Genomic DNA, 25,074 nt, shown 5'->3' with positions numbered 1-25,074 from the left:
GCATGGCGGGCGGTGGTCCGGCGCCCGCGCGCGCCCGCGTGGCGCTCGTGCTCGTCTCCCACTCCCAGCGACTGGCCCAGGGCGCGGTCGAGCTCGCCGCCCAGATGGCCCCCGGCGTCCTGCTGCTCGCCGCCGGCGGGACGGACGACGGCGGGCTCGGGACGAGCTACGACCGCGTGGCCGGCGCCGTGTCGGAGGCGCTCGCGGTGGCGGACGGCGTGGTCGTCCTGGCCGACCTCGGGTCGGCCGTCATGACGGTGGAGTCGGTGCTCGACGTCGAGGAGGACCTGGACGGGCGCGTCGCGCTCGCCGACGCCCCGTTCGTCGAGGGTGCGGTGGCCGCGGCCGTGACCGCCCACGGCGGAGGGACGGTCCCGGAGGTCCTCGCCTCGGCGGAGCACGCGGGGAGCACGTTCGCCCCGGCCCGCGTCGACGACGCGTCGGAGGCGGCGCCGGACGGCGGCGCGGCCCCGACGGGCGAGGGGACGGACGGTGGAGGTGCCGTCGCCCGCGTGACCCTGCGCAACCCGCTGGGCCTGCACGCCCGTCCCGCGGCTGTCCTGGCGCGGCTCATCGCCGGCTACGACGCCTCCGTGACGATCGAGGGCGTGAACGGCGCGAGCGTGCTCGAGCTCATGAAGCTCGGTGCCACGGGCGGCCAGGAGCTCACGGTGCGCGCGGACGGGGTCCAGGCACGCGAGGCGCTGGACGCCGTCGTCCGAGCGGTCGAGGGTGGCTTCGGCGAGGTCTGAGCGTGTGACGGAGCGCACGTCTTCTTGCAGCTGGTGCAAAATTGCGTCGGCTGCAATAATCGACGGGTGATCACCACCTCGTCGACCCCCGACACCGCGAGCGGGCTCCGCGCCCGCAAGAAGCGGCGCCGGCACGACGAGCTCGTCGGCGCCGCCCAGCGCCTCGTGCTCGAGCGCGGGCTCGACGCCGTGACCGTCGACGACATCTGCGACGCCGTCGGTGTCTCGCCCCGCACCTTCTTCAACTACTTCCCGTCGAAGGACGACGCCGTGCTCGGCCTCGAGCCGTTCGAGATCCGGCCCGAGGTCGCCGCGGCGTTCGTCGACGGTGGACCGACCGGCGTCCTCCTGGACGACCTGTCCGTGCTCGTGGCGGACGTGCTCGGCCGTCAGGTGGTCACGCCGGAACGCATGCAGTGCACGCTCGAGCTCGTCACGCGCGAGCCGCGGCTCCTCGTGCGGCACGTCGCCTGGGTCGAGGAGCACCGTGCCGAGATGGTCGAGCTCTTCACCGCGCGCCGGCTCGCCCTGCCGTACGCGGCCGACCCGGAGCTGCTCGCCCTCGTCGTCATGACCCTGCTGCGCGTGAGCGCGCTGGAGTGGCAGAAGGGCGGCGGCGAGGGCAGCCCCGTGGACCACCTGGAGGACGTGGTGAGCCAGCTCCGCTCGCTCCTCGCCCCCGCGCCGCACGACTGACCGCGCCCGCGCGATCCCCCCGACCGGCAGGCCTGCCGGCCCACCCCGCACCATCCCCCGACGACGGGCCCGCGAGCCCGGCGGCGCGCGTGCCCCGTCCCGACCGAAGTGGAACCCCCATGTCCAGCCCTCAGACCGCCTCGCCCGCGGCCCCGACGGACGGCGGCAAGCCGCTCGTCGTGCTCACCCCGCGCACCGTGTGGGTGATCTTCGGCGCCCTCATGGCGTCGATGTTCCTGTCCTCGCTCGACCAGTCGATCGTCGGCACCGCGATGCCCACGATCGTCGGGGAGCTCCACGGCGTGGAGCACCAGGGCTGGGTCATCACCGCGTACATCCTCGCGATCGCGATCGTCATGCCGCTCTACGGCAAGTTCGGCGACCTGTGGGGCCGGCGCTGGCCGTTCCTCGTCGCGATCGGCCTGTTCACCGTCGCCTCCGCGGGGGCGGGGTTCGCGCAGTCGTTCCCCGAGCTCGTCGCGTGGCGCGGCGTGCAGGGTCTCGGCGGCGGTGGCCTGATGATCCTCTCGCAGGCCATCATCGCGGACATCGTGCCCGCCAAGGACCGCGGCAAGTACATGGGCCCGATGGGCGCCCTGTTCGGCATCGCCGCCGTGATCGGCCCGCTCCTCGGCGGCTGGTTCACCGAGGGGCCCGGCTGGCGCTGGGCGTTCTGGATCAACGTCCCGATCGGCATCGCCGCGTTCGTCGTCGGCTGGGTCGCGCTGAAGCTCCCGACGCACCGCTCCGGGCGCAGGATCGACGTCGCGGGCATCTTCTTCATGGTCGTCGCGACGTCGGGCATCGTCCTCGTCACGAGCTGGGAGTCGCTCACCTCGTCGCGCGGCTACGACTGGTCCGACCCGTGGCTGCTCGGCCTCGTCGCGGCGGTCGTCGTGTCCGTCGCGGCGTTCGTCGTCGTCGAGAACCGCGCCGAGGAGCCGCTCCTCCCGCTGCACCTGTTCAAGAACTCGACGTTCACCATCGCGACCCTCATCGGCCTCGTGCTCGGCATGGGCATGTTCTCCGCGCTCGCGTTCCTCCCGACGTTCCTGCAGATGTCGACCGGCGCGGGCGTGACCGAGTCCGGCTTCCTCATGCTGCCGATGATGGTCGGCGTCATGCTCACGGCCATCGGCTCGGGGATCGCGATCACGAAGACCGGTCGCTACCGGGTCTTCCCGATCGCGGGCCTGGCGATCACCGCGCTCGGCATGATGTGGCTCACGCAGATCACCGGCGACATGTCGATGTGGCTGTTCGGCGCGATGATCTTCGTCATGGGCGCGGGCATGGGCCTCGTCATGCAGACGATCGTCCTGGCCGTCCAGAACTCCGTCGACCCGCACGAGATCGGCACCGCGACCAGCGCGAACAACTTCTTCCGCGAGATCGGCGCGGCCGTCGGCACGGCGCTCTTCTCGACGATCTTCACGTCGCGCCTCGCCGACAACCTCGAGGGCGTGCTCGCCGGCCTGCCGGCGGGTGCCGCGCCCGCGGGCGCGGAGGGCTCGTCGCTCACGCCGGAGGTGGTGCAGGCGCTCCCCGAGCCCGTGCACACCGGCGTCGTCGACGCCTTCACCGACGCGCTCGCGCCGGCGTTCTGGTACCTCGTGCCGCTCGTCCTCGTCGGGTTCGTGCTCGCGCTGTTCCTCAAGGAGGTCCACCTGTCCGACGTCGCGGGGATGGTCGCGCGCGGCGAGGCCGTCGCCGACCCGGGACAGGCCCGGCCCGTGACCGACGGCGAGCAGGGCGAGCCCGCCGTGGCCGTCGTCGGCAGCGAGCCCGCCGACGCCGCGGACGACCGCGGACCGGAGACGCCGTCGGGCGACCGCCCGCGCGACGGCGCGCCGGTATCCTGACGGGGTGAGCTCCACCCCGTCGTCGCCGGCCCCCGCCCCGCAGCCGCCCCGCCACGGCCGCGCGGCGGGGCCGGTGCGCCCGTCCCCGGGCGACCGCATCAAGCCCAAGAAGTCGGCGAAGGAGCAGTTCGCGTCGACGACGCTCCTCCTCGAGGCCTTCGTCGTCGTCTTCGCGACCCTGGTCGCCTACGGTCTGCGGGACATCCCCTACTCGCGCGGACCTCTCGAGCTGCCGACCCCCGCGTCGATCTGGATCGTCGGGGGAGCGCTCTTCGTCGTGCTCGTGGTCCTGTCCCGGATGGTCGGCACGCCCGGCGGGTACGTCGGCGGGTCGGTCGTGCAGGTGCCCGTGCTCGGCTTCGGCCTCGTCGTCCCGATGATGTTCGTCGTGGGCGGCATCTTCGTCGCGCTGTGGATCGTGTCGCTGCGCCTCGGCGGCCGCATCGACCGCGAGCGCGCCGCGTACGACGCCGAGCACCCCGAGACGGCACCGAACGCCGGCTGAGCCGTCCGGACGGTTGGGGGACGCGCGACGCTCCCCGGTAGGCTCGCCGCCATGACCGACGTCGCACCCGCCGTGACCGAAACGATCGAACGCACCCTCGTCCTCGTCAAGCCCGACGGCGTCCGCCGCGGGCTGTCCGGCGAGATCCTCCGCCGCGTCGAGACCAAGGGCTACACCCTCGCCGCCGTCCGCCTGCTCGACGCCACGCCGGAGCTGCTCGCCGCGCACTACGCCGAGCACGAGGGCAAGCCCTTCTTCCAGCCGCTCGTCGACTTCATGCTGTCGGGCCCGGTCCTCGCCGTCGTGGCCGAGGGCCAGGGCGTCATCCCCGGCTTCCGCTCGCTCGCCGGGGCCACGAACCCCACGGAGGCGGCGCCCGGCACGATCCGTGGCGACCTCGGCCGGGACTGGGGCCTCAAGGTCCAGCAGAACCTCGTGCACGGCTCGGACTCGCCGGAGTCCGCCGCGCGCGAGATCGCGCTCTGGTTCCCCGAGCTGGGCTGAGGACCGACCGCCGACACCTTCGCGGGGGAGGGGCGGGCCGTCGACCCGCCCCACCCCCGCTCCGTCCACCCGCTCGTGCTCGGCCCGTCCGCGCGGCGGTACGGTGCGTCGCGTCGTCCGGCTGTCGCGAGGTGCCGGCCGTCTCCGGGCTCTCCCCGCGGCCGCCGAGATGCGCGGGATCGTGGGGAGGCCGGTCTAGGCTCGGGCCGTGCACCTCAAGACGCTGACGCTCCGGGGCTTCAAGTCGTTCGCCTCGGCGACGACGCTGAGCTTCGAGCCCGGCGTGACGTGCGTCGTCGGACCGAACGGCTCCGGCAAGTCCAACGTCGTCGACGCGCTCGCCTGGGTGATGGGGGAGCAGGGCGCGAAGACGCTGCGCGGCGGCAAGATGGAGGACGTCATCTTCGCCGGCACGACCGGTAGACCGCCGCTCGGGCGCGCCGAGGTCGCGCTGACGATCGACAACACCGACGGCGCGCTGCCGATCGACTACACCGAGGTGACGATCTCCCGCACGCTGTTCCGCAGCGGCGGCTCGGAGTACGCGATCAACGGGTCGCCGTGCCGCCTGCTCGACATCCAGGACCTGCTCTCCGACTCGGGCCTCGGGCGCGAGATGCACGTCATCGTCGGGCAGGGACAGCTCGACGCGGTGCTGCGCGCGACGCCGGAGGACCGCCGCGGGTTCGTCGAGGAGGCCGCGGGCGTCCTCAAGCACCGCAAGCGCAAGGAGAAGGCGCTCCGCAAGCTCGACGCGATGCAGGCCAACCTCACGCGGCTCGCCGACCTCACCTCCGAGGTGCGGCGCCAGCTCGGCCCGCTCGGGCGGCAGGCCGAGGTCGCCCGCAAGGCCGCGACCATCCAGGCCGACGTGCGCGACGCACGGGCGCGCCTCCTCGCCGACGACCTCGCCCAGCTCACGGCGACCCTCGAGCAGGAGATCGCGGACGAGGCCGCGCTGCGCGCCCGGCAGGCCGACGTCGAGCGCGAGCTCGCCGTCGCCCGGGACCGCCTCGCGGCGCACGAGCGCGAGGCCGCCGCAGCGGCCCCGGCGCTCGGGGCGGCGACCGACGTCTGGTACCGGCTGTCGTCGCTGCGCGAGCGGCTGCGGGGTACGCAGACGCTCGCGGAGGAGCGGCTGCGCCTCCTCGGTCGCCCGGAGCCCGCCCAGCGCGGCCAGGACCCCGACGACCTCGACCGGCAGGCGGAGCGGGTGCGGGCCACCGAGGCGGAGCTCGAGGGCGAGGTGGCCCGTGCCCGCGCGGCGCTCGAGACGGCCGTCGCGGAGCGCGAGCAGGCGGAGGCGTCCGCGGGCGAGGCGGAGCGCGTCGTCGCGACGCTCCTGCGCGGTGCCGCCGACCGGCGCGAGGGTCTCGCGCGCCTCGCGGGCCAGGTCGCGGCGCAGCGCACGCGCGTGGAAGCGGCGGAGGCCGAGATCGGCCGGCTGCGCGAGTCCCTCGCGGAGGCCGAGCGGCGCGGCGCGCAGGCGAGCACGGAGTTCGCCGTCCTCGAGACCCAGGTCGTGGGTGTCGAGGAGGGGGAGGAAGGGCTCGACGCCGAGCACGAGGCCGCGGCCGACGAGGTGGAGCGCACGACGGCGGAGGTCACGGCGCTGCAGGAGCAGGCGGGCCGCGCCGAGCAGGAGCGCGCCACGTGGAGCGCGCGCATCGAGGCGCTCGAGCTGAGCCTCGACCGCAAGGACGGCGCCGGGGCGCTGCTCGCCGCGGACCAGGTCGGCGTCGTGGGCTCGCTCGCGGCGATGCTCGGCATCGAGTCGGGGTACGAGGACGCGATCGCGGCCGCCCTCGGTCCGGCGGCCGACGCGGTCACGGTCGAGTCGGTCGACGCCGCGGTCGACGCGCTGCGGTACTTGCGCACCGAGGACGCGGGCCGCGCCGGGCTGGTGGTCGCCCAGGACGGGGCGGGGGACGGACCGAGGACGGCGGCGGCGTCGCTGCCCGACGGCGTCCGGTGGGCCGCCGACGTCGTCACCGCGAGCGGGGGGGTCGGACGCGCCGTGGCCGAGCTGCTCGCGGGCGTCGCCGTCGTCGACGACCTCGCGCAGGCGCGCGCGCTGCTCGGGACGCGGCCCGACCTCGTCGCCGTGACCCGCGCCGGTGACCTGCTCGCGGCGGGGCGCGCCTGGGGCGGGAGCGCGTCGGCGCCGAGCGTCCTGCACCTGCAGTCCGCGCTGGACGAGGCCCGGGTCGCCCACGGGGAGGCGACCGCGCGCGCCGAGCGTGCCCGGTTCGCGCTCGTCGCCGCCCGGGAGGCCGAGACCGCGGCGCGCGGGCGCTACGAGGAGACGCTCGAACGGCTCAACGAGTCGGACGCCCAGCTCGCGGCGGTCGCCGAGCAGCTCGGGCACCTCGGGGCGGCCGCACGATCGGCCGCGGCCGAGGCGGAGAGGGCGCGCGCGACGCTCGCGCGGGCGTCGGACGGGCTGGACGAGGCGCGGACGGCGCTCTCCGCGCTCGTCGAGCGGCTCGACGCCGCGCAGGACGCGCCGGAGCAGTCGGAGGACGCCCTGACCGACGCGGGCGCCGAGCGCGACCGGCTCGCGGCCGGAGCGGTGGAGTCCCGGGCGCGCGAGACCGAGGCGCGGCTCGCGCTGCGCACGAGCGAGGAGCGGGCACGCGCCGTCGCCGGTCGCGCCCAGGCGCTCGCCCGGGCGGCCGCGGCCGAGCGCGACGCGCGGGAGCGCGCGGCACGGCGCGAGGAGCTGCGCGCGCGCCAGGCGGGCCGCGCGGCCACGGTGCGCGACGGCGCCGCGCTCGCCCTGTCCGCCCTCGAGCGCTCGCTCTCGCGAGCGGGCGACGAGCGCGACGCCGCGGAGGCCGCGCGGGTCGAGCACGACGCCGCAGTGACCGCGGCGCGCGCCGCGGTCGACGAGCTCGCGTCGCGACTGCGCGAGCTGACCGACGTGGCGCACCGCGACGAGGTCGCGCGCACCCAGCAGCAGCTGCGCATCGAGCAGCTGCGGGCGCGCAGCGTCGACGAGCTCGGCCTCGACCCGGACGTGCTCGTCGACGAGTTCGGCCCGCACCGTCCGGTGCCGGTCGCGGGCGCGGGCGACGGCGCGGACGACGCGCCGAGCGCCGTGCCCTACGACCGTGCAGCCCAGGAGAAGCGGCTCAAGGCCGCCGAGCGCGACCTCGGCCGGCTCGGGAAGGTCAACCCGCTCGCGCTCGAGGAGTTCGCAGCGCTCGAGGAGCGGCACAAGTTCCTCGCCGACCAGCTCGCGGACCTCAAGAAGTCCCGCGCGGACCTCCTCGAGATCGTCCGGGAGATCGACGAACGGGTCGAGCGGGTCTTCGCGGACGCGTACCGGGACACGGCCGAGCAGTTCGAGCGCGTCTTCGCGCGCATGTTCCCGGGCGGCGAGGGCCGGCTCGTCCTCACGGACCCCGACGACCTGCTCACCACGGGCATCGAGGTCGAGGCCCGACCGGCCGGCAAGAAGGTCAAGCGGCTCTCGCTCCTGTCCGGCGGCGAGCGCTCCCTCACGGCCGTCGCGCTGCTCGTCGCGATCTTCAAGGCGCGGCCGTCGCCGTTCTACGTCATGGACGAGGTCGAGGCCGCGCTCGACGACGTGAACCTGGGTCGGCTCCTCGAGATCTTCCGCGAGCTCCAGGAGGACTCCCAGCTCATCGTGGTCACGCACCAGAAGCGCACCATGGAGATCGCGGACGCGCTCTACGGCGTGACGATGCGCGGCGACGGCGTCACGACCGTCATCAGCCAGCGCCTGCGCGAGGCGAAGGAGCCGCAGCCCGCGTGACTCCTCGTCCGGGACGAACCGCCAGCGTGCGCACGGACCGGACAATCACCGAGAATCGTTGCAATTCCGCGGCTTGTGAAGATGTGGTGCTGATTGCCGGACCTTCCGCGCGCCGGTGAGCGATCGCCTCCTCCCACCGGATACTGGGACGCATGGTGTGGATGTTCGTGTGGCTCGGGATCGCGCTCGGCGCTGCCGCCGTCGTGTTCCTCTTCGCGAGCGTCGTCGCCCGGTCGGAGTCGGCGGCGACCGACGAGCAGGGGCTCGGAGGCTTCTGGCGGAACTTCCGGGCAGGGCTGCGCCCCGGACGCCGTGGTCGCGACCAGGAGGCCGCACGCCACGTCGGCACCGTCCGGCTGCCGAAGCCGGTCGACTCGACGATGGACGAGTTCTTCACGGCCACCGAGGTGTCCTCGAGGGCCTACGTCGACGCCGAGGAGCTCACGGAGGTCCTGCACCGGGCCCGCGAGCGGGCCACCCGTCCCCTGCACGCGCACGCCGAGCGGTCGCGGGGCTCGGCGGTCCCCGGAGCGGGCTCGCCGGCCGGTGCCGGCGACGACGGCACGACGACCGTCTGAGAGACTGCCCGCGTGAACGACCTCCTCCCGCTCTGGATCCTTCTCGGCCTCCTCGTCGTCGTCGGCCTCGTCACGGGCGGCGCGATGTCCGTCCGCCGCCGTCGCGGCGCGCCCGGCGCGGGGCCCGCTCCTCGACCGACGGGCATCACGACACCGCGGTCCGCGGAGCACGCGGACGGTGAGCTGCCAGGAGCCGTCGGGACGGCGGTGCTCGACCCCGACGCGGCCGTCGTCGAGGCCGAGGCTCCGTCCGCGCCACCGATCGAGCGCCCGGAGCCCGTCGGCGGTCGCCTCGTGCGACTGCGGGAGCGGCTCGCACGCTCCGGCTCGCCGCTCGGCGCGCGCCTGCTCTCGGTGCTGTCGCGCGACCACCTCACGGAGGACGACTGGGACGAGCTCGAGGAGACGCTCCTGCTCGCCGACGTCGGCGCGGGCCCGGCCGGTGAGCTCATCGAGAACCTGCGCACCCGGGTGCGCGTGCTCGGCGTGCGCGACGCGCAGAGCGTGCGGGCCCTGCTGCGCGACGAGCTCGTCGCGCTCGTCGACCCCACGCTCGACCGGTCCCTGGCGACCGCGCCCACGGCGACGCCGGAGGGGCAGGTCCCGGCCGTCGTGCTGGTGGTCGGGGTCAACGGCACCGGCAAGACGACGACCGTCGGCAAGCTCGCGCGCGTGCTGGTCGCCGAGGACCGCAGCGTCGTGCTCGGCGCGGCGGACACCTTCCGCGCGGCCGCGGCGGACCAGCTCCAGACGTGGGGCGCGCGCGTCGGCGTCCCGACGGTGCGCGCGGACCGCGACGGCGCGGACCCGGCGGCGGTCGCCTTCGACGCGGTGCGCCGTGGACGGGTCGAGGGCGTCGACGTGGTCCTCGTCGACACCGCGGGTCGCCTCCAGAACAAGGCGGGCCTCATGGACGAGCTCGGCAAGATCCGGCGCGTCATCACCAAGGAGGCGCCGTTGTCGGAGGTCCTGCTGGTGCTCGACGCGACGACGGGCCAGAACGGGCTCAACCAGGCCCGCGTCTTCGGCGAGGTCGCCGGGGTGACCGGGATCGTGCTCACGAAGCTCGACGGGACCGCCCGGGGCGGCATCGTCGTCGCGGTGCAGCGCGAGCTCGGCGTCCCGGTGAAGCTCGTCGGCCTCGGAGAAGGGCCCGACGACCTCGCCCCGTTCGACGCGGAGGACTTCGTGGACGGGCTGCTCGGCGCCTGACGGAGGTCACGGTCGTATCACGGTCCGATCACGCGGATGTCGCGATCCGGACGTCGGACACCGCCCGCGAGGCTCGGAAACGGAACGTTTACCTCCGAGAACCGCTTGTCACACCCGCGTAACACGACGACACCCCCGGTGAAACCCGCCGCCACCAACGTTGTCCCCGACCGGCCGCCCGGCTGGCGAGGGGAGATGATCCGATGGAGTGGGACACCGGGGCTACCGCGTGGATGCTGATCTCAGCATCCCTCGTGCTCCTGATGACGCCCGGACTGGCGTTCTTCTACGGCGGCATGGTCCGCGCCAAGTCCGTGCTGAACATGATGATGATGTCGTTCGGGGCCATGGCCGTGGTCGGCGTCGTGTACGTGCTGTGGGGATGGTCGATGTCCTACGGCGAGGCAGGGACGGGCGGGCTGTTCGCGAACCCGTTCGCGCAGTTCGGTCTCTCGGGGGCGATCACGGACGCCGAGGGCAGCGCCGTCGCCAGCACGCTCGGCAACTACCCGAACGTCGTCGACATCGCCTTCCAGGTGACGTTCGCGATCATCACGGTCGCGCTGATCTCCGGTGCGCTCGCCGACCGCGTGAAGTTCGGCACGTGGCTCGCGTTCACCGCGATCTGGGTCACCGTCACGTACTTCCCGCTCGCCCACATGGTGTGGGGCGGCGGTTTCCTCTCGGCCAACGAGAACGGCCTCGCGGCGATGGTCTTCGGCGTCACGGACGGCGCCGCCACGGTCGCGCCGATCGACTTCGCCGGCGGGACGGTCGTCCACATCAACGCCGGTGTCGCGGCGCTCGTGCTCGCGCTCCTCGTCGGCCGCCGCAAGGGCTTCGGCTCGGAGCCGATGCGTCCCCACAACCTCCCGTTCGTCATGCTCGGCGCGGCCCTCCTGTGGTTCGGCTGGTTCGGCTTCAACGCGGGCTCCGCGTTCGGCGCGAACGAGACCGCCGGCCTCGCCTGGGTCAACACGACGTCCGCGACCGCCGCGGGCATCATCGGCTGGCTCCTCACCGAGAAGATCCGTGACGGCCACGCCACGTCGCTCGGCGCCGCGTCCGGTGTCGTCGCGGGCCTCGTCGCCATCACGCCCGCCGCGGGCGCCCTCACCCCGGTCACGTCGATCGTCCTCGGTGTCGTCGCCGGTGCGCTCAGCGCCCTCGCGGTCGGTCTCAAGTACCGCTTCGGCTACGACGACTCGCTGGACGTCGTCGGCGTCCACCTCGTGTCCGGCCTCTGGGGTACGGTCGCGATCGGCTTCCTCGCCGCGGACACCGGCCTGTTCTTCGGCGGCGGGGCCCAGCAGCTCGTCGTCCAGGTCCTCATCGCCCTCGTCGCGATCGTCTTCTCGGCGGTCACCACGCTCGTCATCGGCCTCATCCTCAAGGTGACGATGGGCTGGCGCGTCAGCGAGGACGCCGAGGTCGGCGGCATCGACCTCGCGGTGCACGGCGAGACGGCGTACGAGTCCATCCAGCAGGGCAGCGTCATCAAGGAGGTTCGGGCATGAAGCTCGTCACGGGAATCATCCAGCCCCACCGTCTCGACGACGTGAAGTCGGCGCTCGAGGCAGCGGGCGTGCGTGGCATGACCGTCAGCGAGGCCAGCGGCTACGGCCGGCAGAAGGGCCACACCGAGGTCTACCGCGGCGCCGAGTACACGGTCGACCTGGTCCCCAAGGTCCGCATCGAGGTGCTCGTCGACGACGCCGACTCGGAGGTCGTCACCGAGGTCATCGTCAAGGCCGCCCAGACCGGCAAGATCGGTGACGGCAAGGTCTGGACGGTCCCGGTGGAGGACGTCGCCCGGGTGCGCACGGGCGAGCACGGCCCCGGCGCCCTGTGAGGATGCTGATCCGCGCATGACGGACAACGCCGACACCCCGACCACGGGCGGGGTCGCGGGGGGATCGGCGGAGCACGGCACGGAGGTCCCGCACCCTGACGGGGTGCGGGACCTCCGCGCTCGCACGCTCGAGCTCGCCCGCTCCATGAGCGGCCGCGGCCGCAGCGCCGTCGCGCGCCGCGCCGCCGTCGTCGACCTCGTGACCACGAGCCTCGCGACGCTGTGGAAGGAGGCCACGGACGACGTCGCCCCCGACGGGATCGCGCTCGCGGCCGTCGGCAGCCTCGGCCGAGGCGACATGGGCCCGGCGAGCGATCTCGACCTGGTGCTCGTGCACGACGGCCGGACCCACTCGCCGGAGCAGGTCGCCCGGGTCGCCGAGCGCCTGTGGTACCCCCTCTGGGACGCCGGCGTCGACCTCGACCACTCCGTCCGGTCGCTCTCGCAGTGCCGCCAGGTCGCGTCGAAGGACGTCCCCGCGGCCGTCGGCTGGCTCGACGTCAGCGCCGTCGCCGGTGACGCCCTCGTGGTGCACCGCGCGTCGTCGGCGGTGCTCACCGACTGGCGGTCGGCGTCACGGCGCCGGCTGCCGGAGCTCCTCTCGTCGACCCGCGACCGCGCCGAGCGCTCCGGCGAGCTCGCCTACCTCATCGAGCCCGACCTCAAGGAGTCCCGCGGCGGCATCCGGGACGCGGTGGTCCTCTCGGCGCTCGCGGCGACGTGGCTCACGGACCGCCCGCACGGGTCCGTCGACCGCGCGTACGCCCACCTGCTCGACGTGCGCGACACGCTGCAGGTCGTGACGGGCCGGCACACGAGCCGGCTGCTCCTCGCGGACCTCGACGAGGTCGCCGACGACGCGGGGTTCGACGACCCCGACGAGCTCCTCGCGAGCCTCGCCGAGGCGGGGCGCGAGATCTCCTACGCCCTGGACACCACCGTGCGTCGCGCCCGCCAGGCGCTGCAGCGGCCCTCGGTCGCCCGTCGGCCGGTGCTCATCCGTGGCCGCCGTGCCGCGCCGCGCCTGCGCTCGGTGGGCGACGGTCTCGTGGAGCACGACGGCGAGCTCGTCCTCGCGGTCGACGCGCACCCCGCGTCCGACCCGCTCCTGTCGCTGCGCGCCGCCGCGACGGCGGCGCGCACCGGCCTGACGCTCTCCCCGGTGTCGGTCGCGAGCCTCGCCGAGTGCCCCCCGCTGCCCGAGCCGTGGCCGAAGGCCGCCCGGACGGCCTTCCTCTCGCTGCTCGGCTCGGGCCAGGCGCAGGTGGCCGTGTGGGAGGCGCTCGACCTCGCGGGCGTCGTCACGACGTGGATCCCCGAGTGGGCCGGCGTCCGGAACCGGCCGCAGCGCGCCGCGGTCCACCGCCACACCGTCGACCGTCACCTCGTCGAGGTCGTGGCGCGTGCGTCCCGCGACCGCAAGGGGGTCGCGCGGGGGGACCTGCTCGTGCTCTCCGCGGTGCTCCACGACATCGGCAAGCGCGCGGGCGCGTCGGACCACTCGATCGAGGGCGCGAGGCTCGTGCCGGTGATCCTGGGGCGGATGGGCTTCGACGCGGGCGTCGTGGCCGACGTCGAGCGCCTCGTGCGGCACCACCTCACCCTCTCGCGGCTGGCCGTGAGCGAGGACCCCGACGACCCGGCCACCGTCGCCGAGCTCGCCGAGGCGGTGGACCACCGGCCGGAGGTCCTGGAGGTCCTGCGGGCGCTCACGGAGGCCGACGCCTCGTCGCTCGGCCCCAGCGCGTGGACCGCGTGGCGCGCCCGGCTCGTCGACGACCTCGTCGGCGAGACGGCGCGGGTGCTCCGCGCGGACGACGACGCCGGGCCTCGGGCGCCCGGGTAGGCTTGACCCTCGCGGACGCGCCGTCCCGTGCCCTTCCGGTGTGACGGGTCGGGTGGCGCGAGCCCGCTCCCCGAGACGACCGGCGACTGGTGAGGATGACGCGGTGTTCAACACGCTGTCGGACCGACTGACATCGACCTTCAAGAACCTGCGGGCGAAGGGCCGGCTGTCCGAGGCGGACATCGACGCGACGATCCGGGAGATCCGTCGCGCGCTGCTCGACGCCGACGTCGCCGTGCCGGTGGTCCGCGAGTTCACCGCGACCGTGCGCGAGCGCGCGCTCTCGGCGGAGGTGTCGGGCGCGCTCAACCCGGCGCAGCAGGTCGTCAAGATCGTCAACGAGGAGCTCGTCGCGATCCTCGGCGGCGAGAGCCGAGGGCTGCGCTTCTCGAAGACCCCGCCGACGGTGATCATGCTCGCCGGCCTCCAGGGCGCGGGCAAGACGACCCTCGCGGGCAAGCTCGCGCTGCACCTGCGCGAGCAGGGGCACACGCCGCTCCTCGTCGCGGCCGACCTCCAGCGGCCGAACGCCGTCACGCAGCTCTCGGTCGTCGCCGAGCGCGCAGGCGTCCCGGTGTTCGCCCCGCACCCGGGGAACCAGAGCGGCGTCGAGGTCGACGACGTCATCGGCGACCCGGTCGCCGTCGCGCGCGACGGGCTCGAGACCGCTCGCCAGCGCCAGCACGACGTCCTGATCGTCGACACCGCCGGCCGCCTCGGTCTCGACTCCGTGCTCATGCAGCAGGCAGCGGACATCCGCGACGCCGTGAGCCCCGACGAGATCCTCTTCGTCATCGACGCGATGATCGGTCAGGACGCCGTCGCCACGGCGAAGGCCTTCGAGGAGGGCGTCGACTTCACGGGCGTCGTGCTCACCAAGCTCGACGGCGACGCCCGTGGTGGCGCGGCGCTGTCCGTCACCGGCGTCACCGGGCGTCCGATCCTCTTCGCGTCGACCGGTGAGAAGCTCACCGACTTCGAGGCCTTCCACCCGGACCGGATGGCGTCACGCATCCTCGACATGGGCGACGTCCTGACGCTCATCGAGCAGGCGGAGAAGGCGTTCGACGCCGAGCAGGCCGCGAAGATGGCCGAGAAGCTCGAGTCCGGTCAGGACTTCACGCTCGCGGACTTCCTGGTGCAGATGCAGCAGATGAAGAACATGGGCTCGATGAAGAAGATGCTCGGCATGCTGCCCGGCATGGGCCAGATGCGGGAGGCGCTCGAGAACTTCGACGAGCGGGAGGTCGACCGCATCGAGGCGATCATCCGCTCGATGACGCCCGCGGAGCGCGAGAACCCGAAGATCATCAACGGCTCGCGCCGGGCACGGATCGCGCGGGGCTCGGGCGTGCGCACCTCGGACGTCAACCAGCTGCTCGAGCGGTTCGCGGGCGCGCAGAAGATGATGCGCCAGATGGGTCGCGGCGGCGGGATGCCCGGCATGCCGGGGATGGGGAACCTGCCCGGCATGGGCGGGAAGAAGGCCCGCGGCCGCCAGGCGCCGCAGCGCAAGGCGAAGGGCCGGTCGGGCAACCCGGCGAAGCGTGCGGAGCAGGAGCGCGCGGCGGCGGCACGTGCCGCGGGGGAGGTCGTGCGCCCGTCGTCGCCCGCGGGGTCGGCGTTCGGGCTCGGCGGGGGGACGAGCCCCGCGGCGCCCCAGGTCCCCGACGACCTGGAGCTGCCCCCGGGGTTCGAGAAGCTCCTCGGCCGCTGACCGCACGTCCCGACCCTCCCCACCCTGGAGCCGCATGTCCGCGCTGGAAGGCCCGTCGCTGCACGTCCGCGGCCACGTCCTCATCGGTGACGACCGCGAGGTCGGCGACCTGTGGGTCAAGGGCGGGCGCGTCAGCCTGACCCGTCCGTCGGCCCAGGGCACCAACATGGTCGACCTCGAGGGCTGGGTGCTGCCCGGGCTCGTCGACGTGCACTGCCACGTCGGGCTCGGTCCGCAGGGCGCGGTCGACACGGCCACGGCCCAGGCCCAGGCCCTGGAGGACCGCGACAGCGGCGTGCTGCTCGTGCGCGACGCCGGGTCGCCGGCCGACACCCGGTGGGTCCACGGACGACGCGACCTGCCCCGCCTCGTGCGCGCGGGTCGCCACATCGCACGCCCGAAGCGCTACCTCCGGCACTACGGCCTCGAGCTCGACGACCCGTCCGGCCTGCCCGAGGCCGTGCGCCGGGAGGCACGCGAGGGGGACGGCTGGGTCAAGCTCGTCGGCGACTGGATCGACCGCGACCTGGGCGCGGACGGAGACCTCCGGCCCCTGTGGCCCGACGACGTGCTCGCCGAGGCCGTCGCGGTCGCCCACGCCGAGGCGGCCCGCGTCACCGTGCACGCGTTCTCCGACGAGGTGATCCCGTCGCTGCTCGCCGCCGGCGTCGACGGGATCGAGCACGGGACCGGCATCCACCCCGACCTCATGTACGAGATCTCGGAGCGGGGCATCGCCGTCACGCCCACGCTGCTCCAGGTCGGGCGCTTCGAGGACATCGCCCGGCAGGCGGACGCCCGCTACCCGAGGTTCGCCGCCCGCCTGCGCCGGCTGCACGCGCGCCGGTACGAGCAGGCGCGCGCGCTGCACGACGCCGGGATCCAGATCCTCGTCGGGACCGACGCGGGCGGGACGATCGGCCACGGCCGGCTCGCCGACGAGTGCGCGGAGCTCGTCGCCGCCGGCATCCCGCCCGCCGCCGTCGTCGCCGCGGCGAGCTGGCAGGGCCGTGAGTACCTCGGCTTCACGTCCCTCGTCGAGGGCGCCTCGGCCGACTTCGTCGTCTACCCCGCGGACCCGCGGCTCGACGTCGACGTCCTGCGCGCGCCCACCGCCGTCGTGCTGCGGGGCGAGATCGTCCGGCAGTAGCCCGGCTTGGCCGCCCACCCGGCCGTCTGGCACAATGGCCCGGTACTCGGCGTGCCCGGCCCCTCTCTCCGTGCGCGTCGTGTCCTGAACCCCCCGTCGTCCTGGTCCCCACCGGACGAGCACGGGTTCACCCAAACCAGAACCAGGAGTGACCACCACAGTGGCCGTCAAGATTCGTCTGAAGCGTCTCGGCAAGATCCGGGCGCCGTACTACCGTGTCGTCGTCGCGGACTCGCGCACCAAGCGTGACGGTCGCGTCATCGAGGAGATCGGCAAGTACCACCCCACCGAGGAGCCCTCGTTCATCGAGATCACCTCCGACCGCGCGCAGTACTGGCTCGGTGTCGGCGCGCAGCCGACCGAGCAGGTCCTCGCGCTCCTCAAGGTCACCGGCGACTGGCAGAAGTTCAAGGGCCTGCCGGGCGCCGAGGGCACCCTCCGGGTCAAGGGCGAGAAGGCCGACCCGGCCGCCGCGATCGAGGCTGCTGCCGCGGACGCGGAGAAGGTCAAGGCCAAGGCCGCGCAGAAGAAGTCGGAGCCCGCTCCCGAGGCCGCCGACTCCGCCGACGCTGCACCTGCCGGCGACGAGGCCTGATGCTCGCCGAGGCCCTCGAGCACCTGGTGCGCGGCATCGTGGACAACCCGGACGACGTCCGGGTCGGCACGAAGACGCTGCGCCGCGGTGACCTCCTCGAGGTCCGGGTCCACCCCGACGACCTCGGCAGGGTGATCGGGCGGGGCGGGCGCACGGCGCGAGCCCTGCGCACGGTGATCGGGGCCCTCGCGACCGACGGCCCGGTGCGGGTGGACGTCGTCGACGTCGACCGCCGCTGAGACCCGTCCTCGAAGGACCACGTCCCGCGAGGGACACGGAGACCCGGCTCGCCGCGAGGCGGGCCGGGTCTTCTCGCTCCCGGACGGCACCCGGGACGAACGACCAGACGAACGACCAGAGGAGCACGACCATGCAGCTGACCGTCGCCCGCATCGGCAAGGCGCACGGGCTGCGCGGCGAGGTCGCGCTCGACCTGCGCACCGACGACCCGGAGTCCCGCCTCGCCGTCGGGTCCGCCGTGCCCACCGAGCCGCCGGACGCCGGGCCGCTCACGGTCGCGTCGGTCCGCGTGCACCAGGGACGGTGGCTCGTCCGGTTCGAGGGCGTCGGCGACCGGACGACGGCGGAGTCGCTGCGCGGGATCGAGCTCGTGGTCGACGTCGAGGAGTCCGACGAGGAGGACGCCTGGTACCCGCACGAGCTCGCCGGCCTGCGCGCGGAGGCGACGGACGGCACGGAGCTCGGACGCGTGGAAGGGCTGGAGGAGGCGCCGGCTCACGACCTGCTGATCCTGCGCGAGCCCGACGGGACGCGGACGCTGGTCCCGTTCGTGCGCGCCATCGTGCCGGTCGTCGACGTCCCCGGCGGGAAGGTCGTGCTCGACCCGCCCGGCGGTCTGCTCGCGTCGGACGCCGACCGGCTCGACGTCGCCACGCCCGAGGAGGACTGACGTGCGCGTCGACGTGGTCACGATCTTCCCCGACTACCTGGCCGCGCTCGACCTGTCCCTCGTGGGCAAGGCCCGGACGGCGGGGATCCTCGACCTGCGCGTGCACGACCTGCGCGACTGGACGACCGACCGGCACCGCACGGTCGACGACACCCCGTTCGGCGGGGGAGCGGGCATGGTCATGCGGCCCGACGTGTGGGGTCGGGCGATCGCGGACGTGACACGCGAGGGGGCGCCGTCGGGGGGCCCCGACGACGCAGCCCCACCCGGCGCGGCCGCGCACCTCGTCGTCCCGACGCCGTCGGGCGCCACGTTCTCCCAGCGCACCGCGGAGGCGCTCGCCGGCGAGGAGCACCTCGTGTTCGCGTGCGGACGCTACGAGGGCATCGACGCGCGCGTCGCCGAGCACCACCGCGCGGCCGGTGGCACGGTGAGCGAGCTCTCCATCGGCGACTACGTGCTCAACGGGGGCGAGGTCGCGGCGCTCGTCATGATCGAGGCGGTGGCACGGCTGCTGCCGGGTGTCGTGGGCAACCCCGAGTCGCTCGTCGAGGAGTCGCACGGCGCGGCGGGACTCCTGGAGTACCCCGTGTACACGAAGCCGCCGGTGTGGGAGGGCCTCGAGGTCCCGGACGTCCTGCTGTCCGGCCACCACGCGCGCATCCACCGGTGGCGCCGGGACGAGGCGCTGCGGCGGACCTCCGCGCGCCGGCCCGACATGGTCCGGGCCCTGGACCTGGCGGCACTCGACCGGCGCGACCTCGAGGTGCTCGCCGAGTCCGGCTGGTCGCCTCGAGGGGACCGGCTCGAACGGGACGGCTGACTCCCCGGTCCTGCGGTGTGGCAGAATGGGCCCTCGGTGTGCGCCGAATCCCGGACTCTGCCACAGGGGACGTCCGGGACACGACATCAGCTCGACGGCACGTCACGCACCGTCCTGACGAGATCAGCCCGGGTCGTCCTGGGCCACGAGCACGCGTTCCGACCTGTGGCGGGCGAGGAGAGACATCATGCACACGCTGGACAGCGTCGACGCGGCATCGCTGCGATCGGACGTCCCGGACTTCCGTCCCGGTGACACCCTCAAGGTCAACGTCAAGGTCGTCGAGGGCAACCGCTCTCGCGTCCAGGCGTTCCAGGGCGTGACCATCGCGCGCCAGGGCCACGGCGTCCGCGAGACCTTCACGGTCCGCAAGATCAGCTTCGGCGTCGGTGTCGAGCGCACGTTCCCCGTGCACTCGCCGTCGATCGAGTCGGTCGAGGTCGTCACGCGCGGTGACGTCCGTCGCGCCAAGCTCTACTACCTGCGTCAGCTTCGCGGCAAGAAGGCGAAGATCAAGGAGAAGCGCGAGACCGCGCGCTGACCGACCGCAGTCGCGACCGGGCGGCCGTCCCCACGGGGGGCGGCCGCCCGTCGCGGTCTCCGGGCGTCCCGACCCCCGACCCGTTTCCCGGAAGTCCCCCGAAGGTGGCAAGGTGAACGCGTGACCGACAGCGCCCCCCCACGTGGCCCTCGACCCGACGCCCGACCCGAGCGCGGGACGGACGCGGTCGACGACGTCGGCACCCCTCACGGGTCCGCGAACGGCGCGCCGGTCGAGCCCGACGACGGGCACGACGGGGACGCGCCGCGCGAGGATGAGGCGCCGGCGCGCCGCTCCTCGCTCCTGCGGGAGACCGCGATCATCGTCGTGAGCGCGCTGGTCCTGTCGCTGCTCATCAAGACCTTCCTGGTCCAGGCGTTCTTCATCCCGAGCGCCTCGATGGAGGACACGCTCGTGGAGGGCGACCGTGTCATGGTGTCGAGGCTCGTGCCCGGCGCCTTCGACGTGCACCGTGGCGACGTCGTGGTGTTCAAGGACCCGGGCGGATGGCTTCCCCCGGCGGTCCCGCAGGAGCAGAGCGCGCTCTCGGAGGCGGCCACGACCGCCCTGACGTTCATCGGGCTGCTGCCGCAGGACACGGGCGAGCACCTCATCAAGCGCGTGATCGGGACCCCGGGCGACCACGTGGTCTGCTGCGACGCCGAGGGTCGGGTGAGCGTGAACGGGGAGCCGATCGACGAGACGTACGTCAAGCCCGGGTCGGTGCCGAGCCAGGACCCGTTCGACCGGGTCGTGCCCGACGACATGCTCTTCGTCATGGGGGACAACCGGCAGAACTCCCAGGACTCGCGCTACAACACCGGCAAGCCCGGTGGAGGCTACGTGCCGATGAGCAACGTCGTCGGCACCGCGTTCGTCAAGGTCTGGCCGCTGTCCCACGCGGGCCTGCTCCGCAACCCCGGCGACGTGTTCGCCGACGTCCCGGAGCAGGAGCCGTGACGAGCGGCACGGTCGCGGCGCCACGGCGCGGCGCCGGCTCCCGTGCCGCCACCTCGGCGGGCGGGGGCGTGCGGCGTCGCCCGGACCTGCGCCACGAGCGTGCGATGCTGCGCGACGGCGCGCGCTACGTCGCGGGGATGGACGAGGTGGGGAGAGGCGCGCTCGCCGGACCGGTCTCCGTGGGCGTCGTGGTCGTCGACCTGGCGACGAAGCCGTGCCCGCCGGGCCTCACCGACTCCAAGCTCCTCACGCCCGGCGCGCGCGAGGCGCTCGTGCCGCTCGCACGCGCCTGGGCGGTCGCGTGGGCCGTCGGGCACGCCGGGCCGGCGGAGATCGACGCCCACGGGATCGTCGGTGCCCTGCGTCTCGCGGGACGGCGCGCGCTCGCCCAGGTCCGTCGCTCCGTGGGCGCCGTCGAGGCCGTCCTGCTCGACGGCAAGCACGACTGGTTGAGCCGTCCCTCCGTCGACCTCTTCGAGGCGTTCGACCTGGACCCCCAGGACGACGGTCTCGCCGACCCGCGCGTGCGCACGCTCGTCAAGGCCGACCTGCAGTGCGCGTCGGTCGCCGCGGCGAGCGTCCTGGCCAAGACCGAGCGGGACGCCCTCATGACGCGGCTCGCGCGCCAGTACCCGGTGTTCGGGTGGGACCAGAACAAGGGCTACGGCGCGGCGACGCACGTGGAGGCGCTGCGCGAGCACGGGCCCACCCCGCAGCACCGCCGCAGCTGGCGGCTGCCGGAGCGCGGCGACGAGCTCTCGCCGCTGCTCGACGCGACCGGACCGGCGGACGTCGCCCCGGTCTACGGGCCGCCGGTCGTCGCGCTCGAGCTCGACCCCGAGGCCTCGCTCCCGACCAGCTGAGCGCGGCCGGACCTGCACGAGCGTCCCGATGGTCCATGATGGAGACGTGAGCGCCGAAGACCTCGAGAACTACGAGACCGAGATGGAGCTCGCGCTGTACCGCGAGTACCGCGACGTGGTGGGCCTGTTCTCGTACGTGGTGGAGACCGAACGCCGCTTCTACCTGGCGAACCAGGTGGACCTCCAGGTGCGGTCGGCCGCGGGCGAGGTGTACTTCGAGCTGCGGCTCGCCGACGCCTGGGTCTGGGACGTGTACCGCTCCGCGCGGTTCGTGAAGTCCGTGCGCGTCGTCACCTTCAAGGACGTCAACGTCGAGGAGCTGGCGAAGGCCGAGCTCCAGCTGTAGACCGCTGGAGCGCTGCGTCGTGCGCTCCCGGCGATCCTGGCCGTCCACAGGCCCCTGCCTCGCTGTGCCCCTCCACACCGTGCTCCCGATCCCTGGCCGCCGGGTCGTGCCCGGGCCCACCGTGGTGCGCGGAGGTGAGCCATGGGAGCGAAGGACGCCGTCGGGCGGTACGGGGAGAGGGTGGCCGCGGCCCACCTCGTGGAGGCGGGCTGGACCCTGCTCGACCGCAACTGGCGCGGGCACGGAGGGGAGCTCGACGTCGTGGCGCTCGACGGCGACGTCGTGGTGGCGGTCGAGGTCAAGACACGCCGGGGGACCGCTTACGGGCACCCCGCGCAAGCCGTCACGCCGCGGAAGCTGGCGCGGCTGCGCCGCCTGACCGGGGAGTGGCTCGCGACGCACGACGTCCGTGCCGGGTCGGTACGGATCGACGTCGTGGCCGTCGTCGTGCAGCGGGCCGGGGCCGCGCGGGTGGAGCACCTCGTGGGGGTGAGCGCCTGATGCCGCTCGGGACGACCCGGGCCGTCGCGCTCGTGGGTCTCGCCGGGCACGTCGTGGAGGTGCAGGCACACCTCGCGGCGTCCGTCCCGGGCTTCGTGCTGGTCGGTCTCCCGGACACGGCGCTCAGCGAGTCGCGCGACCGCGTGCGTGCCGCCGTCGCGTCGTCGGGCCTCACGTGGCCCCAGCGCAAGATCACGGTGAACCTCTCCCCGGCGGCGCTGCCCAAGTCGGGGACCGGCTTCGACCTCGCCATCGCCGTCGCGACGCTCGCCGGGGCGCAGCTCCTGCCCGCCTCGGCGGTCGAGGGCGTCGTGCACCTCGGAGAGCTCGGCCTCGACGGCCGGCTGCAGCCGGTGCGGGGCGTGCTGCCGGCCGTCGCGGCCGCGGTGGAGGCAGGCTTCCGCGACGTCGTCGTCCCCGCCGCCGACGTCGCGGAGGCGAGCCTCGTCCCCGGCGCCCGTGTCGTCGGCGCCGTCAGCCTGGCGGACGTCGCGCGGCGGTACGGTGCCGACCTCGACGGCCCGGAGGACGTCGACGCGGTCGCGCCCACGCGACCCGCGGCGCCCCGCAGGCGTGACGGCGACCTGTCCGACGTCCTCGGTCAGGAGGAGGCGCGGCACGCGCTGGAGGTGGCCGCCGCCGGGGGACACCACCTGCTGCTCGTCGGCGCGCCCGGTGCCGGCAAGACGATGCTCGCCGCGCGGCTGCCCGGCATCCTGCCGGACCTCACGGAGAGCGAGGCGGTCGAGGTCACCTCGGTGCACTCCGTCGCGGGCGTCTTCGACCCCGGCGGCGGCCTCGTCCGCCGGCCCCCGTACGAGGACCCGCACCACACCGCGACGCCGGCGGCGATCGTCGGCGGCGGCACGGGGATACCGCGGCCGGGTGCCGCCTCGCGAGCGCACCGAGGGGTCCTCTTCCTCGACGAGGCGCCCGAGTTCGGCGCGCGCGTGCTGCAGACGCTGCGTCAGCCGCTCGAGCACGGGGAGCTCGTCATCCACCGCGCGGCGGGCTCCGCGCGCTACCCCGCCCGGTTCCAGCTCGTCCTCGCGGCGAACCCCTGCCCGTGCGGCAGGAGCGTGGGCAGGGGACTGGACTGCACGTGCAGCGCCGTCGCGCAGCGCCGGTACTTCGGCCGGCTCTCGGGTCCGCTTCTCGACCGCGTGGACGTCCAGGTCGAGGTGCGCCCGGTGACGCGCGTGGAGCGGGCGTCGGCGGTGGCACCCGAGTCCAGCGCGACGGTGGCCGCGCGCGTGCTCGCCGCCCGGGAGGCGGCGGCCCGGCGCCTCGCGGGAACCGGGTGGCGGACCAACGCCGAGGTCCCGGGGACGTGGCTCCGCGACCGGCTGGGTCCGGACCCCGGCCTCCTGCGGGACGTCGACACGGCGCTCGACCGCGGCACGCTCAGCCTGCGCGGCGCGGACCGCGTCCTGCGGCTCGCGTGGACCGTGGCCGATCTCGCCGGCCGTGAGGCCCCGTCACGGGCCGACGTCGGTGCCGGGCTGGCGCTGCGGACGCGGGGCTACCGTGGGTGAGCGACCGGGCGGCACGACGGCGAGCGCTCGGCCGGGGTTCGACGTCACCGACGAGCGTCTCGCCCGCGCGGCGTGGTCCCGCCTCGCAGAACCGGGCGACGAGGTCGCAGGAGCGCTCGTGCGTTCGCTCGGCGCTGCCGACGCCCTCGCCTGGGTGTACGACGCCGTGAGCGACCCCGCCGAGGCGCGGCGGGTCCTCGTCGCGGCGGCGGGGCGGCGCTCCGGTGCGGGAGGCGCTCGCCCGGGCGGTCTCGCCGCCGTCCTGGCTCCGTCCGGAGCAGCCCTCGACGACGACACGACCGGCGTCGACGACACGGTCGGCCCCGACGACACGGTCCGGCCCCCCGACACGGCCGGGCCCGACGGGGCCGGGCTCGACAGGGCGCGACGTGACGACGGGTCCACGGTCCGGTGGGACGTCGGCAGCGACCGTCGCCCCGCGGCCCCGGTCGCGCGCGTCCTGCGGGCCGTCTCGCGCTGGGCGCCGCGCCTGGACGGGCTCGACCCGCGTCGCGAGCTGCGCGTGCTCGCGCGGCTCGGCGGAGCCCTCGTCGTGCCCGGCGACCCGGGCTGGCCGACGGGCGTCGACGACCTGGGCGTCTCCGCCCCGCTGTGCCTGTGGGTCCGCGGCGCGCCGGACCTCGCGGCCCTCTCGCGACGGTCGGTCGCCGTCGTGGGCGCGCGCGCGTGCACCGACTACGGGCGCTACGTCACGGGCGACGTCGCAGCGGGTCTCGTCGGCCGGGGCTTCACCGTCGTCTCGGGTGGCGCCTACGGCATCGACGCGGCCGCCCACCGGGGAGCGCTCGCGGCTGACGGGGCGACCGTCGCGTTCCTCGCCGGCGGCGTCGACCGCTTCTACCCGGCGGGGAACGCCGACCTCCTGCACGCCGTCGCCGACTCGGGCGGCTCCGTGGTGTCCGAGGTCCCGCCCGGCTCGGTGCCGAGCCGTGTCCGGTTCCTGCTGCGCAACCGCCTCATCGCGGCGTTCGCCTCCGCGACCGTCGTCGTCGAGGCGGCGTGGCGTTCGGGGTCGCTGAGCACCGCGGCGCGAGCGGCCGAGCTGTCGCGCCCCGTCGGCGTGGTGCCGGGACCGGTGACGTCGGTGGCGTCGTCGGGATGCCACCGGCTCCTGCGGGACGGGGCCGCTGTCTGCGTCACCGATGCCGACGAGGTGGCCGAGCTCGCGGGGGCGCTCGGTCGGGACGCGGCGCCGTCGGGGCCGCGGCCGGGGCAGGAGCGGAGCGCGGCGCACGACGGTCTCGACGCGGTGGAGGCCCGAGCGTGGGAGGCGCTGCCGTTGCGATCGGGCAAGCCGGTCGAGTCCGTCGCGCGGACGGCCGGCCTCGCTGTGCCCGAGACGGTCGCGGCGCTCGGACGGCTCGAGCTCGCGGGTCTCGCCGATCGCGTCACGGGCGGGTGGCGGCGAGGTGACGGACACGCACCCTCGTTGCCCTGATGCACGGCGTCGGACACTCGGCGCTCCGGGCGCAGCCGGCGCAGTCCCGAGCGCGGCGGAGAGCCTCCTGCCGGGCGGCGGCTCTC

The 25,074-nt window shown here is 74.6% G+C and carries 24 protein-coding genes; all 24 read left to right on the top strand.

Annotated features, from left to right (window positions below):
- Positions 1 to 2: 2 nt before the first annotated feature.
- The 24 genes from dhaM (at position 3) to dprA (ending at position 24,988) form a co-directional block, all read left to right on the top strand.
- The gene (gene dhaM, locus ACWPWV_RS17985) at positions 3 to 752 is read left to right on the top strand and encodes a dihydroxyacetone kinase phosphoryl donor subunit DhaM (RefSeq protein ID WP_454044262.1); all 750 of its coding nucleotides are present in this window, start codon (positions 3 to 5) and stop codon (positions 750 to 752) included.
- Between the two features lie 66 nt (positions 753 to 818).
- Entirely contained in the window at positions 819 to 1,448 is a 630-nt protein-coding gene (locus tag ACWPWV_RS17980) for a TetR/AcrR family transcriptional regulator (RefSeq protein ID WP_454044261.1), read from the top strand.
- A 119-nt stretch (positions 1,449 to 1,567) separates the two neighbouring features.
- Positions 1,568 to 3,310, top strand: a complete 1,743-nt coding sequence (locus ACWPWV_RS17975; RefSeq protein WP_454044260.1) for an MDR family MFS transporter — start codon at positions 1,568 to 1,570, stop codon at positions 3,308 to 3,310.
- 4 nt (positions 3,311 to 3,314) lie between these two features.
- Positions 3,315 to 3,815 (top strand): DUF4233 domain-containing protein, encoded by a 501-nt coding sequence (locus ACWPWV_RS17970; RefSeq protein WP_454044259.1) that lies wholly within the window; start codon positions 3,315 to 3,317, stop codon positions 3,813 to 3,815.
- Between the two features lie 51 nt (positions 3,816 to 3,866).
- Entirely contained in the window at positions 3,867 to 4,319 is a 453-nt protein-coding gene (ndk, locus tag ACWPWV_RS17965; RefSeq protein ID WP_454044258.1) for a nucleoside-diphosphate kinase, read from the top strand.
- A 208-nt stretch (positions 4,320 to 4,527) separates the two neighbouring features.
- Entirely contained in the window at positions 4,528 to 8,100 is a 3,573-nt protein-coding gene (gene smc, locus ACWPWV_RS17960) for a chromosome segregation protein SMC (RefSeq protein ID WP_454044257.1), read from the top strand.
- Positions 8,101 to 8,252: 152 nt separating this feature from the next.
- On the top strand, positions 8,253 to 8,678 hold the full coding sequence (locus tag ACWPWV_RS17955) for a hypothetical protein (RefSeq protein WP_454044256.1): 426 nt from the start codon (positions 8,253 to 8,255) through the stop codon (positions 8,676 to 8,678).
- A gap of 12 nt (positions 8,679 to 8,690) precedes the next feature.
- Positions 8,691 to 9,890: a signal recognition particle-docking protein FtsY gene (gene ftsY / locus ACWPWV_RS17950; protein ID WP_454044255.1), complete on the top strand. Its 1,200-nt coding sequence runs from the start codon at positions 8,691 to 8,693 to the stop codon at positions 9,888 to 9,890.
- 203 nt (positions 9,891 to 10,093) lie between these two features.
- The gene (locus tag ACWPWV_RS17945) at positions 10,094 to 11,407 is read left to right on the top strand and encodes an ammonium transporter (RefSeq protein ID WP_454044254.1); all 1,314 of its coding nucleotides are present in this window, start codon (positions 10,094 to 10,096) and stop codon (positions 11,405 to 11,407) included.
- The gene (locus tag ACWPWV_RS17940) at positions 11,404 to 11,742 is read left to right on the top strand and encodes a P-II family nitrogen regulator (RefSeq protein ID WP_454044253.1); all 339 of its coding nucleotides are present in this window, start codon (positions 11,404 to 11,406) and stop codon (positions 11,740 to 11,742) included. The genes ACWPWV_RS17945 and ACWPWV_RS17940 overlap by 4 nt, the downstream gene beginning before the upstream one ends.
- A 16-nt stretch (positions 11,743 to 11,758) precedes the next feature.
- Positions 11,759 to 13,588: a [protein-PII] uridylyltransferase gene (locus ACWPWV_RS17935; RefSeq protein WP_454044252.1), complete on the top strand. Its 1,830-nt coding sequence runs from the start codon at positions 11,759 to 11,761 to the stop codon at positions 13,586 to 13,588.
- A gap of 103 nt (positions 13,589 to 13,691) precedes the next feature.
- The gene (gene ffh / locus ACWPWV_RS17930) at positions 13,692 to 15,305 is read left to right on the top strand and encodes a signal recognition particle protein (protein WP_454044251.1); all 1,614 of its coding nucleotides are present in this window, start codon (positions 13,692 to 13,694) and stop codon (positions 15,303 to 15,305) included.
- Between the two features lie 34 nt (positions 15,306 to 15,339).
- Positions 15,340 to 16,455 (top strand): amidohydrolase family protein, encoded by a 1,116-nt coding sequence (locus ACWPWV_RS17925; protein ID WP_454044250.1) that lies wholly within the window; start codon positions 15,340 to 15,342, stop codon positions 16,453 to 16,455.
- Between the two features lie 160 nt (positions 16,456 to 16,615).
- On the top strand, positions 16,616 to 17,050 hold the full coding sequence (rpsP, locus tag ACWPWV_RS17920; RefSeq protein WP_454044593.1) for a 30S ribosomal protein S16: 435 nt from the start codon (positions 16,616 to 16,618) through the stop codon (positions 17,048 to 17,050).
- Entirely contained in the window at positions 17,050 to 17,289 is a 240-nt protein-coding gene (locus tag ACWPWV_RS17915; RefSeq protein ID WP_454044249.1) for an RNA-binding protein, read from the top strand. Before rpsP ends, ACWPWV_RS17915 begins: the two co-directional genes overlap by 1 nt.
- A gap of 131 nt (positions 17,290 to 17,420) precedes the next feature.
- Positions 17,421 to 17,960 (top strand): ribosome maturation factor RimM, encoded by a 540-nt coding sequence (gene rimM, locus ACWPWV_RS17910; protein ID WP_454044248.1) that lies wholly within the window; start codon positions 17,421 to 17,423, stop codon positions 17,958 to 17,960.
- A gap of 1 nt (position 17,961) precedes the next feature.
- Positions 17,962 to 18,783 carry a tRNA (guanosine(37)-N1)-methyltransferase TrmD gene (gene trmD / locus ACWPWV_RS17905; RefSeq protein WP_454044247.1) on the top strand — a complete coding sequence of 274 codons (822 nt, stop codon included), beginning with the start codon at positions 17,962 to 17,964 and terminating at the stop codon, positions 18,781 to 18,783.
- Positions 18,784 to 18,970: 187 nt separating this feature from the next.
- Positions 18,971 to 19,324, top strand: a complete 354-nt coding sequence (rplS, locus tag ACWPWV_RS17900; RefSeq protein WP_454044246.1) for a 50S ribosomal protein L19 — start codon at positions 18,971 to 18,973, stop codon at positions 19,322 to 19,324.
- 120 nt (positions 19,325 to 19,444) lie between these two features.
- On the top strand, positions 19,445 to 20,284 hold the full coding sequence (gene lepB, locus ACWPWV_RS17895; protein ID WP_454044245.1) for a signal peptidase I: 840 nt from the start codon (positions 19,445 to 19,447) through the stop codon (positions 20,282 to 20,284).
- Between the two features lie 104 nt (positions 20,285 to 20,388).
- The gene (locus ACWPWV_RS17890; protein WP_454044592.1) at positions 20,389 to 21,147 is read left to right on the top strand and encodes a ribonuclease HII; all 759 of its coding nucleotides are present in this window, start codon (positions 20,389 to 20,391) and stop codon (positions 21,145 to 21,147) included.
- A gap of 46 nt (positions 21,148 to 21,193) precedes the next feature.
- Positions 21,194 to 21,493 carry a DUF2469 domain-containing protein gene (locus ACWPWV_RS17885; RefSeq protein ID WP_024840525.1) on the top strand — a complete coding sequence of 100 codons (300 nt, stop codon included), beginning with the start codon at positions 21,194 to 21,196 and terminating at the stop codon, positions 21,491 to 21,493.
- 141 nt (positions 21,494 to 21,634) lie between these two features.
- Positions 21,635 to 21,994, top strand: a complete 360-nt coding sequence (locus ACWPWV_RS17880; RefSeq protein ID WP_454044244.1) for a YraN family protein — start codon at positions 21,635 to 21,637, stop codon at positions 21,992 to 21,994.
- The gene (locus tag ACWPWV_RS17875) at positions 21,994 to 23,529 is read left to right on the top strand and encodes a YifB family Mg chelatase-like AAA ATPase (protein ID WP_454044243.1); all 1,536 of its coding nucleotides are present in this window, start codon (positions 21,994 to 21,996) and stop codon (positions 23,527 to 23,529) included. The genes ACWPWV_RS17880 and ACWPWV_RS17875 overlap by 1 nt, the downstream gene beginning before the upstream one ends.
- Positions 23,522 to 24,988 carry a DNA-processing protein DprA gene (gene dprA / locus ACWPWV_RS17870; protein WP_454044242.1) on the top strand — a complete coding sequence of 489 codons (1,467 nt, stop codon included), beginning with the start codon at positions 23,522 to 23,524 and terminating at the stop codon, positions 24,986 to 24,988. Before ACWPWV_RS17875 ends, dprA begins: the two co-directional genes overlap by 8 nt.
- The last annotated feature ends 86 nt before the right edge of the window (positions 24,989 to 25,074 follow it).

It is taken from the genome of Cellulosimicrobium sp. Marseille-Q8652, from assembly GCF_965112045.1.
The sequence above is the reverse complement of the archived record's forward strand: the minus strand, read 5'-3'. Positions and strand labels throughout refer to the sequence as shown.